The organism is Curtobacterium sp. RIT-PI-V (genome assembly GCF_025642935.1).
Lineage (GTDB): Bacteria > Actinomycetota > Actinomycetes > Actinomycetales > Microbacteriaceae > Curtobacterium.
The window spans coordinates 382,620-397,173 of record NZ_JANZKM010000001.1 but is presented as its reverse complement, the minus strand read 5'-3'; the positions used below and the strand labels follow the sequence as shown (position 1 = coordinate 397,173).

Here is a 14,554-nt window from a genome sequence, read left to right as displayed (position 1 = left end):
ATGCCGATCCCGGAGACCGCCGTCGCGCACCCGACCCCGTTCGTGGAGATCCCGCGGCACGACTGGTCGCAGCTCGCCCCCAAGGAGCACCTGTCGCTCACCGAGACCGAGATTGTGCAGCTGCGCGGGCTCGGCGACCGGTTGGACATGCAGGAGGTGCAGGAGGTCTACCTCCCGCTGTCGCGGCTGCTGACGCTGTACGCCGCCGGGGCCCGGAACCTGCACGCGTCGACCTCGGCGTTCCTCGGTGACCGAGCCGGACGCACGCCGTTCGTGATCGGTGTCGCCGGGTCCGTCGCCGTCGGGAAGTCCACCGTCGCGCGACTGCTCCGCGAGCTCACGAAGCGCTGGCCGGACACCCCGCGGGTCGAGCTGGTGACCACCGACGGGTTCCTGTACCCGAACGCCGAGCTCGAGCGTCGCGGGATCATGGACCGGAAGGGCTTCCCGGAGTCCTACGACCGTCGCTCCCTGCTGCGGTTCGTCAGCCAGGTGAAGAGCGGCGCGACCGAGGTCCGGGCGCCGTACTACTCGCACCTGGTCTACGACATCGTGCCGGACGCCGAGATCGTCGTCCGCCAGCCGGACATCCTCATCGTCGAGGGCCTGAACGTCCTCGCCCCGCCGGTGCACGGGCGGCTCGCGCTGTCCGACCTGTTCGACTTCACGATCTACGTCGACGCCAAGACCAAGGACATCGAAGCCTGGTACGTCGACCGGTTCCTGGCCCTGCAGGAAGAGGCGTTCTCGAGCCCGGACTCGTTCTTCCACCGGTTCGCGAGCCTGTCGCGCGAGGACGCCGTCCGCACCGCGACAGAGGTCTGGCGGGCGATCAACGAGCCGAACCTGCTCGAGAACGTCCTGCCGACCCGCTCCCGGGCGACCCTGGTGCTGAAGAAGGCCGCCGACCACAAGGTGAACTCGGTCCTGCTCCGCAAGATCTAGCGCGGGCGGGCGGGTGCGCGCGGGCTTGCACCCCGGTACGGTCATCGCGCCCCGAAGAGTCGGGGCGCAACGACCGCAGCGGGGCGCGCGACGGAAGCGGCACGCAACGCAAGCGCGACGCGGTCGCGAGCGCGGGTGCGGGTGCGCGCCCCCGTACGGTCATCGCGCCCGGAAGAGTCGGGGCGCGACGACCGCAGCGGGGCGCGAACGCGGCGCGCGCGGCGCGAAGTCGCGCCCGGCGCCTCGGCCTACGCGGCGTCGAGCGCCAGGCGCTCCTGCACGACGGCGGCGAGCTCCTCGGCGATGCGCTGGGCGTCGTCCTGCGAAGCGGCCTCGACCATCACGCGCACCACGGGCTCGGTGCCCGACGGTCGGAGCAGCACGCGCCCGGTGTCCCCGAGCGCTGCCGACGCCGCGGCGACGGCGTCCTGCACGCCCTGGTCGGCGAGGCCGTGACGGTCGACGCCCCGGACGTTGAGCAGGACCTGCGGGAACACCGTCATGCACGAGGCGAGCTCCTGCAGGGACTTGCCCGTCCGCGCCATCTCGGCGACCAGGTGCAACCCGGTCAGGATGCCGTCGCCCGTGGTGGCGTACTCGTTGAAGATGATGTGGCCGGACTGCTCGCCACCGATGGAGTAGTCGCCCTCGGTCATCTTCTCGAGCACGTACCGGTCACCCACGCCGGCCTCGATCACGGTGATGCCCGCGTCGGCCATCGCTCGCTTGAGCCCGAGGTTGGACATGACCGTCGCGACGAGGGTGTCGTCCTGCAGCCGACCGCGTTCCTGCAGCGACAGCGCCAGGATCGCCATGATCTGGTCACCGTCGATGGCGTTGCCCGCGGCGTCCACGGCCAGGCAGCGGTCCGCGTCGCCGTCGTGCGCGATGCCGACGTCCGCGCCGTGCTCGAGCACCGCACGGGCCAGGTTGTCGATGTGGGTCGAACCGACACCGTCGTTGATGTTCCAGCCGTCAGGGTCGGCACCGATGAGCGTGACGCGTGCCCCGGCGTTGACGAACACCTCGGGCGAGACGCCGGCGGCTGCACCGTTGGCGCAGTCGAGCACGACGTGGATCCCGTCGAGCCGGTGCGGCAGCGTGCCGAGCAGGTGGACGACGTAGCGGTCCTCGGCGTCGGCGAACCGGGTGATCCGACCGACGTCGATGCCGGTGGGGGTCGGCGCGGAGTGGTCGTGCATGGCCGCTTCGATGCGGTCCTCGACCTCGTCCGGCAGCTTGCGACCACCCGTGGCGAAGAACTTGATCCCGTTGTCCGGGGCGGGGTTGTGCGACGCGGAGATCATCACGCCGAAGTCGGCGTCGATGTCCGCGACGAGGAACGCCGCAGCGGGGGTGGGGATGACCCCGGCATCGAGCACGTCGACGCCGGCAGAGGCGAGTCCGGCCGCGACCGCGGCACCGAGGAACTCACCGGAGACGCGCGGGTCGCGCGCCAGGACCGCGCGGGGGCGCGGCCGACCGGACGCCCGCCGGGCGTCCGCATGGTGTCCGTGTGTGAGGACGGCCGCGCTCGCCTGGGCAAGACCCAGTGCGAGCGCGGCCGTCAGCTCGCCGTTGGCGAGACCACGAACCCCGTCGGTACCGAACAGACGCGGCATTGCGATCTTCAGCCGGTGACGACTAGCGCTTCGAGAACTGCGAAGCCTTGCGGGCCTTCTTGAGACCGGCCTTCTTGCGCTCGATGACGCGGGCGTCACGGGTGAGGAAGCCGGCCTTCTTGAGGGTCGCGCGGTTGTTCTCGCGGTCGATCTCGTTCAGCGTGCGGGCGACGGCGAGGCGGAGTGCGCCGGCCTGACCCGAGGGGCCGCCACCGGTGATGCGGGCGACGACGTCGTACGAGCCGAGGAGCTCGAGGACCTTGAACGGGTCGTTGATGAGCTGCTGGTGCAGCTTGTTCGGGAAGTAGTCCTCGAGCGAGCGACCGTTCACGACGAACGTGCCGGAGCCCGGAACGAGGCGAACGCGCGCGATGGCCTCCTTGCGGCGCCCGACGGCACCGCCGGAGACGTTGAGGATCTGACGGGGAGCAGCCTCGGCAGCGGCGGGTGCGCTCTCCGTGGTGAAGCTCTCCGGGGTCTGGTCGAGGGAATCAGCGATCTGAGCCATGAGTTTCTCTATGTCCTTGAAGTCGTCGTGGCCGGAACTACTGTGCGACCTGGTCGAAGATGTACGCCTTGGGCTGCTGCGCGGAGTGCGGGTGCTCCGCGCCGGCGTAGACCTTCAGCTTCTTGAGCTGCTCGCGACCGAGGGTGTTCTTCGGCAGCATGCCGCGGATCGCCTTCTCGACGGCGCGGGTGGGGTGCTTCTCGAGCATCTCCGGGTAGGAGGTCGCCGTCAGGCCGCCCGGGTACCCCGAGTGGCGGTAGTAGACCTTCTTCGCGAGCTTCGAACCGGTCAGGGCGACCTTGTCGGCGTTCACGATGATGACGTAGTCACCCATGTCCATGTGCTGGGCGAAGGTGGCCTTGTGCTTGCCGCGCAGGAGCGCCGCGGCGTGGGTGGCGAGACGGCCGAGGACGACATCGGTCGCGTCGATGACGATCCAGTCGTGCTGGACGTCTGCCGGCTTCGGTGAGAACGTGCGAGTCACAGGAGTGCTGCTTTCGTGTCGAGGTGAGGAGTCCGTGAATCCCACTCCGGTCGGGGTTCCCCGCGGCAGAAGCCGGCGGAACGCCCGGATGGAGGGCTCATCTGACTGTCCGGCGCGCGTGGCGCACAGACCAAGGTAAGAGCCTAGCCGACGCGGGTCGCGTCGGTCAAACGCAGCCACTGCCGGACGGGAGGCCCGTGGCGGCCTGGCCACGGGCCTCCCGTCCGTCCGTGGATCGCACCCACGCCGCTTGGTGAGCAGCAATGGTCGGGTCCGATGTGCGGACCCGACCATTGCTGCTCACGAAGTGCCCCGTGGGGCGTGGGGACTACTCCGCAGCCGCCGCCTTGCGACGACGGACGATCAGCACACCCGCACCCGTGGCGAGCAGCAGGAACGCGACCAGCGCGACGGCACCGAGGCCCTCGGCACCCGTGAACGCGAGCTGCCCGTCAGCGGTGATCCTGATCGGGGTCCACCCGATCAGGCTCCCGTCCGTGGCCGTCACCGCGAGGCGGTGTGCACCAGCGGGGGTGTCCGACGGGATCGTCACCCGGACCGTCCCGTCGGCGGCCACCGTCACCGTGCCGAGCAGCGTCGGGGTCGAGTACAGCCACACGTTCACCACGTCACCCGCGTACTGCGCGCCCACCGTGACCGTGATGGTCTCCCCCGCGCGAGCCGACGACGGCGCCGAGACGCTCCCACGGTTCGCGTCGGTCAGACCGGTCTCCGACGGGGCCACCGGCGGCACCGCCCCCGGAGCCGACGGGGTCGGAGCGGGGGTCGGCTTCGACGTGGGCGTCGGGGTCGGGGTCGTGCCGCCGTCACCCGGCGTCGGGGTCGGGGTCGGCACTGGAGTCGGGTCGGTCCCGGGGTCCGTGCCCGGGTCGGTGCCGGCAGCGTCCAGGTCGAACCCGACCAGGATCGGGTCGTGGTCGCTTGCGCGGAACAGGTCGTCGGTGTACAGGTCCGACGCGTTGTAGTTGTAGCGGCTGTACTCCAGGCCCACCGACTCGACCGAGTTGATGTTCCAGATGTCCACGCCCGTGACCGTCTCGGTGGCGGCCGGGGACGCGAACACGTGGTCGAGCGACCCGCTCAGGCCGGAGAACACGTACGAGTACTCGGTGGCGTCGAGCGCCGGGCCGAGGTCGGTGTAGCCGGCGTCGTCGAGGACGACCACCGGGTCCTCCTTGCTGTAGGCGTTGAAGTCACCGAGCATGAACACCTTGTCGGTGCCGTACTGCGCCTGCATGTCGGTGGAGAAGGTCACGAGGGCCTTCGCCTGCCGCACCCGGTCGGCGTTCGAGGAGCCCTGGCCGTCACCCTGGTCGGCGTTCTCGCCGGTGCCGGAGCCCTTCGACTTGAAGTGGTTCGCGATCACGAGGAAGTCGTCCTCGGAGGTGCCGCCGACGGGGCGGAACGCGTCCGCGACGGGCTGCCGGGCGTTCGTGAACGCGTCGTCGAGCAGGATCGTCGACTCACCGACGGGGGCGACGCGGTCCTGCTTGTAGATGAGCGCGAGCCGGATGACGTCCTCGCTCGCCGGCACCGTCGCGGGGGACTTCGCGTAGGCCCAGGTGTCCTCGCCGGTGGCGGCGTTGAGGGCGTCGACGAGCGTCGCCACGGCGGCGTCGCGGTCCTGGCCGAAGCGTGCCGAGTTCTCGATCTCCTCGAGCGAGACGACGTCCGCGCCGAGGCCGTTGATCGCCTTGACGATCTTGACCTGCTGGCGCAGGAAGTCCTCTTCCTCAGCGGCACCGCGCGCGTCGCAGCCGGAGTTCACCGTGACGGGGTCGCCCGCGCGGTCGGTGTAGTACGAGCAGCCGGTGAGCTGGTCGCCCGTGGTCGGGAAGTAGTTCAGCACGTTGAACCCGGCGAGCTTGAGGTCGCCGCCGACGTCCTGCGGCTTCGCCTGTCGCACGTTCGAGAACGACGCGGGCAGGTCGGCCGCCGGGGTCGCACCGGTGATCGGCGTGGTCGGCTGGAACTTCCACCCGCTGTTGCGGTACTCGAGGACGACCGGAGCCTCGAACGTGGCGGTCGCCCCGACGGTGACCGGCCCCTGGGTGAGCCACGACACCGGGATGCCCTGGTTGGCCTTCGTCAGGAAGTTGGTGCTGGCGCCGTCGTCGAGCGTGACCTTGCGCGCGGCGTTGGACGCCTCGACGGCCTTCGCCTCGGCGCTGCCCGGGCGGCCGACCTCGGTCGGCTGGACGAGCCGGCCGGCGCCGCTGGCGAGCACGACCTCGCCGTACTGGTTCGTCGTGTAGTTGTCGGCGACCGTGAAGGAGCCCTGCGGGGCGATGAGCATGCTCTCGAGCGACTCGCGCTGCGCGTCCGACGACGGGAACGCGACCGCTGCGGGCTGCGGGGCGACGACGGTGTCGGTGAGCTTCTCGAACGATGCCGTGCCCGACACCGTGAGCTCGGTCAGGCCGAAGTACTCGGAGACCCCACCGGTGACGCGCACGTGGTCGCCCTCGGCCACCAGCCCGGCGGTCGCGGACGAGAAGACGAAGACGGCGTCGGACGCGGTGTGGGTGCCGAGGTCGATCGCACCGCCGGTCCCCGGGGTCTGGATCGTGTAGCCGTTGAAGCCGCCGGACGCGTAGACCGCGGTGACGACACCGTCGGTGGTGACGGTCTTGCCGGCGTAGGGCGAGGTGTCCGTGGTGCCCTGCAGTTGCGCGATGGTCACGGCCTCGGCGGGGGCGCCGGGGTCCGTCGGCTCCGTCGGGTCGGTGGGCTCCGTCGGATCGGTCGGCGCAGCCGTCTCGCCCGCGGCGTTCCGCGGCGTCAGGGTCGTCGTCACCGAGAAGTCCGCGCCGTTGTCGTCGGTGTCCGCCGTGCCCTGGCGGACCAGGCCGTTCGGCAGCCGTGGCGCACAGCAGAGTGCGCCCGAGGGAGTTGGGCATGCCCGCACGCTACCGACCTGCGGAGTCCCTCAGGTTGCGTCGAGGTAAATGATTGCTCTCGGCAACACCAGGACCGGGCGTTCACTCCCGCCGCGCCCGCGTCTGCTCCGCTCGACCCGCGAGCTCCCCATCCGCCGGGTACCCCACCTCGGTCAGCGTCAGCCCCTTCGCCGGCGCCGTCTTGAACGCGCTCGTCCGCGTCTCGGCGACGCGGAGCTCCTCGAGCCGTTCCGGCCCGAACCGCCCCTCGCCGACGGCGATGGTCGCCCCCACCATCGCGCGCACCATGGAGTGGCAGAACGCATCGGCCTGGAGGCGCGCCACCAGCACCCCGTCCGGCTCGCGGTCCCAGCGGAACTCCTGCAATGTCCGGATGGTCGTCGCGCCCTCGCGCGGCTTGCAGAACGTCGCGAAGTCGTGCAGCCCCAACAGCGTCAGCGCACCGCGCTCCATCGCTGCCGGGTCGAGGCTCGCCCCGTGCCAGACCGTGTACCCGCGCCGACGTGGATCGCGCGGGGCGTCGGCGTCCGCGATCCGGTACTCGTACCGTCGCCAGAGCGGCGAGAACCGGGCGTCGAACCCGTCCGGCGCGACCGATGCCCGGGTGACGACGACGTCGCCCTCTGGTGCCGCGATGCCGTTCACGCGTTTGACGAGGCCGTCCAGCGGCGAGCGCCCCGAGCCACGCTTGGCGCTGAGCGCGTCCCACTGTTCGGCGGACAGGTCGAGGTGGGCGACCTGTCCGGTGGCGTGCACGCCGGCGTCGGTGCGTCCGGCGACGGTGAGCAGTGGCGGTTCGCCCCACCGGGTGAAGACGGTGGCGAGGGCGGCCTCGAGCGCGCCCTGCACCGTCCGCAGCCCGGGCTGCCGTGCCCACCCGGAGAACGCGGCCCCGTCGTACGCGATGTCCAGCCGCAGCCGGATCCCGGCAGCCTCGCCGCCGCCCTGCAGGCCCGCCGTCTCGTCCACGCGACCACCGTACCGGGGCTGCACCGCGCCTCCCGTCCGTCCTGCACAGCACCCGGCTGACGCGCGCTGTCCACCGATGTCAGCGCCACGTCAGTGCCGCGTGAGCGCCCCGCGGCACCATCGTCCTCGACATCGACGAAAGGACCCTTCGATGAACACGACACCGCTCGCGGTGGAGGCCTCCGGCCTCGTGAAGACCTTCGGGACGAACCGCGCAGTGGACGGTGTCGACCTCCGTGTGGAGGCCGGCACGGTCTACGGCGTGCTCGGTCCCAACGGCGCCGGCAAGACCACCACCATCTCCATGCTCGCGACCCTGCTCAAGGCGGACGGCGGCGAGGCCCGGATCTTCGGGCACGACGTCCGGCGCGAGGCGCAGACCGTCCGCACCCTGATCGGGGTGACGGGCCAGTACGCCAGCGTCGACGAGACCCTCAGCGCGACCGAGAACCTGGTGATCTTCGCGCGCCTGCTCGGGTTGTCCCGCGCCGACTCGAAGCGGAAGGCCGTGGAGCTGCTCGAGCGCTTCGGGCTGACCGAGGCCGCGTCGCGCCCGCTCAAGGCCTTCTCCGGTGGCATGCGTCGCCGGCTCGACCTGGCTGCGAGCCTCATCGCGCAGCCGCCGCTGATCTTCCTCGACGAGCCGACCACGGGGCTCGACCCCCGGACCCGTGCGCAGATGTGGGACACCATCCGCGAGCTCGTGGCGACGGGCTCGACTGTGCTGCTGACGACACAGTACCTGGACGAGGCGGACCAGCTCGCCGACCGCATCGCGGTCATCGACCACGGCAAGGTCGTCGCCGAGGGCACGAGCGACGAACTGAAGGCCTCGATCGGCAGTTCGTCGCTGCAGCTCCGTCTGACCGATGCGCTCCGGCTCGACGCCGCACGCACGATCGTCCGGAACACCCTCGGCGTCGACGCGGTGGCCAGCCCCGAGGGCTCGCGTCTCACCGCGCCGATGTCGGACCCCGACCGCGTGACGGACCTGCTGGTGTCGTTCCGCGAGGCCGGCATCACCCTCACCGAGATGAGCGTGCAGAAGCCCACCCTCGACGAGGTCTTCCTGACGATCACCGGCGCACCGGCGACCACCGACGACGACAACGACAGCACCGACCGCGAACTCGCAGGGGCCATCGCATGACCACCATCACCACCACGGGCACCGCTGCGCCCCGGATCACCCCGCGCCCCGGCGTCGGTGCGACCGGGCTCGGCGCCACCGTCCGGCAGTCGCTCACGATGGCGTACCGCGGCCTGATCAAGGTCCGGCGCACCCCGGAGCAGCTGTTCGACGTCACCCTGATGCCGATCATCTTCACCGTGATGTTCACGTACATCTTCGGTGGTGCGATCGCGGGTGACGTCGCGAGCTACCTGCCGATCATCATCCCCGGCATCCTGGTGCAGACGAACATCACGTCGTCGATCGTCACGGGCGTGCAGCTGCGCGAGGACATGGACAAGGGCGTCTTCGACCGCTTCAAGTCCCTGCCCATCGCCCGGATCGCCCCGCTCGCGGGTGCGCTGCTCGCCGACACCGTCCGGTACGCGATCGCCACCACGATCACCTTCACGGTCGGCATCATCATGGGGCTGCGTCCGGCCGGCGGCTTCGGCGCGGTCGTCCTGGCCGGGTTGCTGGTCATCGTCGTCGCTTGGGCGATCAGCTGGATCTTCGCGTACTTCGGCGTCGTCGCGCGGACGGCGTCGAGCGTCTCCGGCATCTCCAACATGGTGCTGTTCCCGCTGACGTTCCTGTCGAACGCGTTCGTGCCGGCGGACACCCTGCCGGACTGGCTGCGCTGGTTCTCCGAGGTCAACCCGATCTCGCACCTGATCACGGCGGTCCGCGAGCTCGTGAACCACGGCACGGTGGGCGTCGACCTCTGGATCAGCCTGCTCGGCGCAGCGGTCGTGGTCGCGGTGTTCGCGCCGCTGACGGTCCGCGCGTACATGCGCAAGGCCTGACGGGCGCCGGTCAGCGCACGCGGAACCGCAGCTCCTCGAGCAGGAGCCGCGCCTGCGAGACGGCCTCGGTCCGGTTCGATCCGGCCGAGGCCGTCTCGGCGTCCGCCAGCACCGCGTCGCCGAGGGCGTCGGCCAGCACCGACCGCATCCGCGTGTGCGCGAGCACGCCGAAGTCCTGCCGCGAACCGAGTCGGGTCGCCAGCCCCCAGCAGCGAGCGGCGTGCTCCGGCCGTCCGTCGCGGGCGGCGGCGAGCGCCAGCCCGAGCAGGGCAGTCCCGATCACGGGCAGGTCCAGCCACCACGGGTGGACGCGCAGCATCACGAGCGCGCCGACGCGCAGGCGTCTCGCGACCGCCACGTCGTCGACCGGGAGGCCCGTCACGGCTCCGTCGGACCGGCGCACCGTCGCCTCGTCCCGCGCCGCGATCCGCGCCGAGCCCGCCATGAGCGTCCAGTGCGGCGTCTGCTTCCGCAGGGGCAGCACGGAGTCCCAGGCGCGGGCGTACTCCGCCGCCGCGTCGTCGAGGGCTCCTTCCCAGCGCGAGCACTCCGCACCGATGGCCATCGCGAGCACGCCGATCTGCACCCGGTCCCCGTCGAACCCGCCGCGGGCCTCGACCGGACGGTGCTGCAGGTCGTCGGCGACCTGCCGGGCACGCACGACGTCGCCGGTGCTCGCGGCGCAGAGCCCGACGGTCCAGCCGATCTCGTACAGGTCGTCGTCGGCCCCGAACCGTTCGAGTTGCTCGCGGGCGACCTCGGCGGACCGCAGGGCGTCGGCGTGCCGACCGGTCTGCGCCAGGAGCTGGGTCATGGTGACGGCGATCGACCCGGTCGTCCAGGCGTCGTCGCTCGACCGCGAGAGCCTCTCGGCGCGGGTCGCGTACCGCAGGGCGACGGCGGACTCCCCGTCGTTCTCGGCGAGCGGCGCGCTGAGCATGTTCGCCAGGCAGGCGACACCGGGCTCCGGGTCGTCGCGGTAGCGGGCGAGCAGGGCGTACCCGTCGGCCGGTCGCCCCAGGGTGAGGAGCAGCGCTGCCTGGGCGTCGAGCACCGCGAACCCGGTGGTGCCGTCGCGCATCACGCGGCGCAGGGTCGACACGGCCAGGGCTGCGGTGCGCTTGTCGCTGAACGCTGACGACCCGCCGGTGACGACGAGTCCGAGCACGGTCGCGGCACGGTCCTCGGCCGCCGGTCCGGTACGGCGCAGGACCGGGACGACCTCGGGGCCGAGTGCGACGACCTCACCGTGGGCACCGCGCAGCGACCAGTAGCCGCCGAGGGCCGCGAACAGGTGCGCGACCGCCGCGGTGTCGTCAGCAGCCAGGCTCCAGCGGAGCAGCGTGACGAGGTTGTCGGATTCGCGGGCGACCTCGCGGAACCGCTCGAGCTGTGCGGAACCCGTGATCGTGAGCAGGTTGCGCTCGGCCGCGAACCCCCGGCCCCAGCCGATCATGGCCGCACGGACGGCCTCGGTGGCGCCGCGGTCCCCCAGCCGGGCCGCACCGAACTCCCGCACGGTCTCGAGCAGCCGGTACCGCACGGGCTCACCCTCGTGTTCGACGAGCTGCACGAGCGACTGCTCCACGAGCTCGGCGAGGTCGTCGAGCGCGTCCGCCCGGCGGTCCGGGGCCGCGACCGCCTCGACGGCGTCGACCGCGAGTCCGTCCGGGAAGAGGGCCAGACGCGTCAGCAGGTCCTGGGCCCCGTCGTCGAGCAGACGCCAGCTCCACTCGATCACGGCGAGCAGGGTGCGGTGCCGCTCCGGGGCGCTCCGGTCACCGCCGCGCAGCAGCGCGAACCGGTCGTCCAACCGGCGCTCGATCTCGTCGGCGCTCATCCCCCGGATGCGTGCGGCCGCGAGCTCGATGGCCAGCGGTGACCCGTCGAGCCGCGTGCAGATCCGGCGCACCGTGTCCACCGGCAGCACGGCTCCGGGTCGTGCGGCCCGCGCCCGCTCGGTGAAGAGCCGGACGGCCGCCCCGTCGGCCTCGACGGGCAGGGGTGCGAGGGGAGCCACGACCTCGCCGGCGATGGCGAGCGGCGCGCGCGACGTCGTCAGGATCCGCAGGGCGGGCACGGTCGCGAGCAGGTCCGCGGCGAAGGCGGCGACCTCGGCCACCAGGTGCTCGCAGTTGTCCAGGACGAGCACGGTCGGCCCGTCGGCGAGCGCCCGCACGACCCGGGTGCGCAGGTCGGCCGCGACGGCGTCCCGGAGCGATCGGGTGGAGCGGAACTCGGCGATGCCGAGCAGCGCGCCGAGGGCCGGCACGATGTCGTCGGCCGAGGCGAGCGGCGCGAGTTCGACCACGACGACGCCGTGTGTCGAAGGCAGGCCGGCGGCGACCGCCTGCGCCAGGCGGGTCTTCCCCAGCCCACCCGCTCCGAGGATCGTGACCAGCCGTCCGGCGGACAGCAGGTCCGAGACGGCGGCGAGGTCGGCCTCCCTCCCGACCAACGTGTTCGGCGCAGCACGCAGGCCGACGCGGCGGACGCTGCCCGTTGCGGGGCCGGATCGGCGCAGCAACTCGGCGTTGAGGCGGACCAGGTCGGCCGAGGGGTCGGCGCCGAGTTCGTCGGCGAGGCGGTCACGGTGCGCCGCGAAGGCGGCGATGGCCTCGCTCGTGCGGCCGGCTGCGGCAAGGGCTCGCATCGAACCGGCGACCGCGACCTCGTCGTAGGGGTTGGCGACGGCCTCTGCCGCCCAGAGCGCGGCGGCCTCGTCGGCGTCGCCCTCGTCGAGCAGGGCGCCGCCGAGCGCGCGCCGGAGCGTCCGCCGGAGGGCTGCCGCACGGTCCGCGAGCGCCGCGCCCAGGTCGCCGTCGACGTCGGCGCCCGGGTCACCACGCCAGAGGTCGAGGGCGGCACGGACCGCTGCCGGCTCCGTCGCGCCCACCGCACGCGCGGCACGGGCGAGGTCGACGTCCTCGGGGTCGCCGCCCAGCGCGTACCCGGTGCTCGTCGACACCACGAGGCCGTCCGCCACGCTCCGGCGCAGTCGGGACACGAGCGTCTGCAGCGCCGCACGCGCACCCCGCGGCTGCGCGTCCGGCCAGAGGTCGTCGATCAGGGACTCGGTGGTCAGGGCGTGGCCGCGCGCGAGCACCAGCGCCGTCAGGAACGCCCGAGCGAGCGCTCCGGGCACGGGCGACTGCCGGCCGTCCGCACCCGTCACCGTGACCGGTCCGAGGACGGCGATGCGGGGCGGGACGGTCACGGTGCGAGTCTACGGAGCGCCGGTGTCACAGGGTCCTCGCGTCAGCCGCGCGGACGGTGGAACGCCGACGGCCCCGTGCGGGTGTCGAGGTTGTCCGTCGCACGACGCTCGGACTCCACGATGCCGCGGAGGGCCACGAGCGCGGACGCCGTCACCGCGACGTGTGAGGGGTTCTCGCGCGAGGCGTCGAGCGCCTGCTCGAGTCGCTCGATCGCCTTGTCGCCTTCGTCCTCGGGGCACTCCCCGCGGATCACACAGGCGAGTTGCCGGATCGCCTCGGTGAGCGGTTCGGTGAACGCCGGGTCCGGACGACCGAGGTTCGAGGACACCGGACCCGACCGGGCGACGAGCTCGGTGAGGTCCGTCGTGTACCAGGCGACCCGTTCGAGCGCCCGGAAGCGTGCCCCGTCCTGCTGGAGCCGGGCCCGTGACCCTCGGAGCGCCCCGCGGGGGTTGATCTTCCGGCTCTCGTGGGCGACGGACACCCGCGCGCGCACATCGGCGATCGCGCGGTCGAGCTTGTCCTGCTGCCGGTTCCAGGCGTCCTCGTCGCGCTCCCCGCTCTCGAGTACCCGGGCGAGGCCTTCGAAGTGCTCGGCCAAGACGGCGTTCACCTCGTCGATCCGACGTTCGGCGTCCCAGAAGTGCAGCGGAGGGAACACCAGGAAGTTCACGAGCAGACCGACGACGACGCCGACGGCCATCTGCACCAGGTACCCGAACGAGTAGCCCTCGGCGTTCGCCCCGCCGACGAGGAGCACGAACAACGCCGCCGTCGAGACCCAGGTGCTGCCCTCACCGAGCACCCGGAACCCGCCGACGAGCACCCCGATGCCGACCGCCAGGGCCACGGCGAGGATCCCCGGGTCGCCCACGATCATCGTGAAGCCCGCGACGGCGATGCCGAGCAGGATGCCGACGAGCGTCTGGATGCCGTTGCGCAGCCCCGCGTAGACCGTCGTCTGCATCGCGACGATCGCCCCGAGCGGTGCGTAGTACGGGTAGTCGGACGCGACCCCGGGCACGTGCCTGGCGATGAACCAGGCCAGTGCCGCGGCGCCGGCGGCCTTGGCTGCGTGCAGCAGTCGCGGCTGTGTGCCGGACGTGCGGCTCCACCGCCACGCGCGGCGACCGACGCCCGCGATGTGTTGGAACTCCATGTGGTGACTCTCCCTGTCGGGCGGACACGCTACGGGGCACGCACTGGGAAGGCGACGGTCCTGCGTTCTCCGGACGTCGGGGTGCAGGGGTAGCGCTCCCGAACGCGACGAAGCCCCCGCGACCTGGGTCGCGGGGGCTTCGTCGTGGTGACGCGGGGTCCTACTTGGTGTCGTCGCTCTTCTCGGCGGCGTCGGCCTCGACCTCGGCGGCAGCCTCGGTCTCGGTCTCCGACTCGACCGGCGCGGACTCCTCGGTGGTCTCGGTCTCATCGACCGGGGCCTCCTCGGTGGTCTCGTCGGCAGCCGGCTCCTCGACCGGAGCGGCGGCGGCCGGAGCCGCGGTGCGCTTCACCGGGGCGGGCGTGCCCGACACCGGCTCGAGGACGAGCTCGATCGACGCCAGCGGGGCGTTGTCGCCCTTGCGGAAGCCGAGCTTCGTGATGCGGGTGTAGCCGCCCTGACGGTCCTCGACCTGCGGGGCGATCTCCGTGAACAGCGTGTGCACGACGGACTTGTCGCGCAGGGTCGCGATGACCCGACGACGAGCGTGCAGGTCGCCGCGCTTCGCGAACGTGATGAGCCGCTCGGCGACCGGACGGAGGCGCTTGGCCTTCGTCTCGGTGGTCGTGATGCGACCGTGCGTGAAGAGGGCGTTGGCGAGGTTGCTCAGGAGCAGGCGCTCGTGAGCGGGACCGCCACCGAGGCGGGGGCCCTTGGTGGGCTTCGGCATGTCAGTTCTCCAGTGGTGAAA

Annotated in this window: 11 protein-coding genes; 3 read left to right on the top strand and 8 right to left on the bottom strand. The window is 72.0% G+C overall.

All coding sequences use genetic code 11. The annotated features are described in order from the left end of the window. Window positions 1-945, top strand: coding sequence for a type I pantothenate kinase (coaA, locus tag OGL88_RS02055; RefSeq protein ID WP_205463316.1), 945 nt, complete (start codon window positions 1-3; stop codon window positions 943-945). A gap of 248 nt (window positions 946-1,193) precedes the next feature. Here coaA and glmM read toward each other — a convergent pair whose 3' ends face one another. The 5 genes from glmM to truA form a co-directional block, all read right to left on the bottom strand. Continuing rightward, on the bottom strand, window positions 1,194-2,567 hold the full coding sequence (gene glmM, locus OGL88_RS02050; protein WP_263089375.1) for a phosphoglucosamine mutase: 1,374 nt from the start codon (window positions 2,565-2,567) through the stop codon (window positions 1,194-1,196). A 22-nt stretch (window positions 2,568-2,589) separates the two neighbouring features. Further along, complete coding sequence (gene rpsI / locus OGL88_RS02045) at window positions 2,590-3,075, bottom strand: 30S ribosomal protein S9 (RefSeq protein ID WP_263089374.1); 486 nt, start codon at window positions 3,073-3,075, stop codon at window positions 2,590-2,592. Between the two features lie 37 nt (window positions 3,076-3,112). Then, the gene (rplM, locus tag OGL88_RS02040) at window positions 3,113-3,559 is read right to left on the bottom strand and encodes a 50S ribosomal protein L13 (protein WP_071259898.1); all 447 of its coding nucleotides are present in this window, start codon (window positions 3,557-3,559) and stop codon (window positions 3,113-3,115) included. Between the two features lie 328 nt (window positions 3,560-3,887). Further along, entirely contained in the window at window positions 3,888-6,488 is a 2,601-nt protein-coding gene (locus OGL88_RS02035; RefSeq protein ID WP_263089373.1) for an ExeM/NucH family extracellular endonuclease, read from the bottom strand. A 73-nt stretch (window positions 6,489-6,561) separates the two neighbouring features. Further along, window positions 6,562-7,449 (bottom strand): tRNA pseudouridine(38-40) synthase TruA, encoded by an 888-nt coding sequence (truA, locus tag OGL88_RS02030; protein ID WP_263055036.1) that lies wholly within the window; start codon window positions 7,447-7,449, stop codon window positions 6,562-6,564. A 151-nt stretch (window positions 7,450-7,600) separates the two neighbouring features. Here truA and OGL88_RS02025 point away from each other — a divergent pair, with 151 nt between their 5' ends. Further along, a complete protein-coding gene (locus OGL88_RS02025) occupies window positions 7,601-8,599 on the top strand; it encodes an ATP-binding cassette domain-containing protein (RefSeq protein WP_263055035.1) in 999 nt (332 codons plus the stop codon). Beyond that, on the top strand, window positions 8,596-9,426 hold the full coding sequence (locus OGL88_RS02020; RefSeq protein ID WP_123293152.1) for an ABC transporter permease: 831 nt from the start codon (window positions 8,596-8,598) through the stop codon (window positions 9,424-9,426). The genes OGL88_RS02025 and OGL88_RS02020 overlap by 4 nt, the downstream gene beginning before the upstream one ends. A gap of 10 nt (window positions 9,427-9,436) precedes the next feature. Here OGL88_RS02020 and OGL88_RS02015 read toward each other — a convergent pair whose 3' ends face one another. From OGL88_RS02015 to rplQ, 3 genes are all read right to left on the bottom strand, one after another. Further along, window positions 9,437-12,643, bottom strand: coding sequence for a BTAD domain-containing putative transcriptional regulator (locus tag OGL88_RS02015; protein WP_263055034.1), 3,207 nt, complete (start codon window positions 12,641-12,643; stop codon window positions 9,437-9,439). A 41-nt stretch (window positions 12,644-12,684) separates the two neighbouring features. Beyond that, window positions 12,685-13,803 (bottom strand): FUSC family protein, encoded by a 1,119-nt coding sequence (locus OGL88_RS02010; protein WP_263055033.1) that lies wholly within the window; start codon window positions 13,801-13,803, stop codon window positions 12,685-12,687. Between the two features lie 160 nt (window positions 13,804-13,963). Continuing rightward, window positions 13,964-14,533, bottom strand: coding sequence for a 50S ribosomal protein L17 (gene rplQ / locus OGL88_RS02005; RefSeq protein WP_205463321.1), 570 nt, complete (start codon window positions 14,531-14,533; stop codon window positions 13,964-13,966). Window positions 14,534-14,554 lie beyond the last annotated feature (21 nt).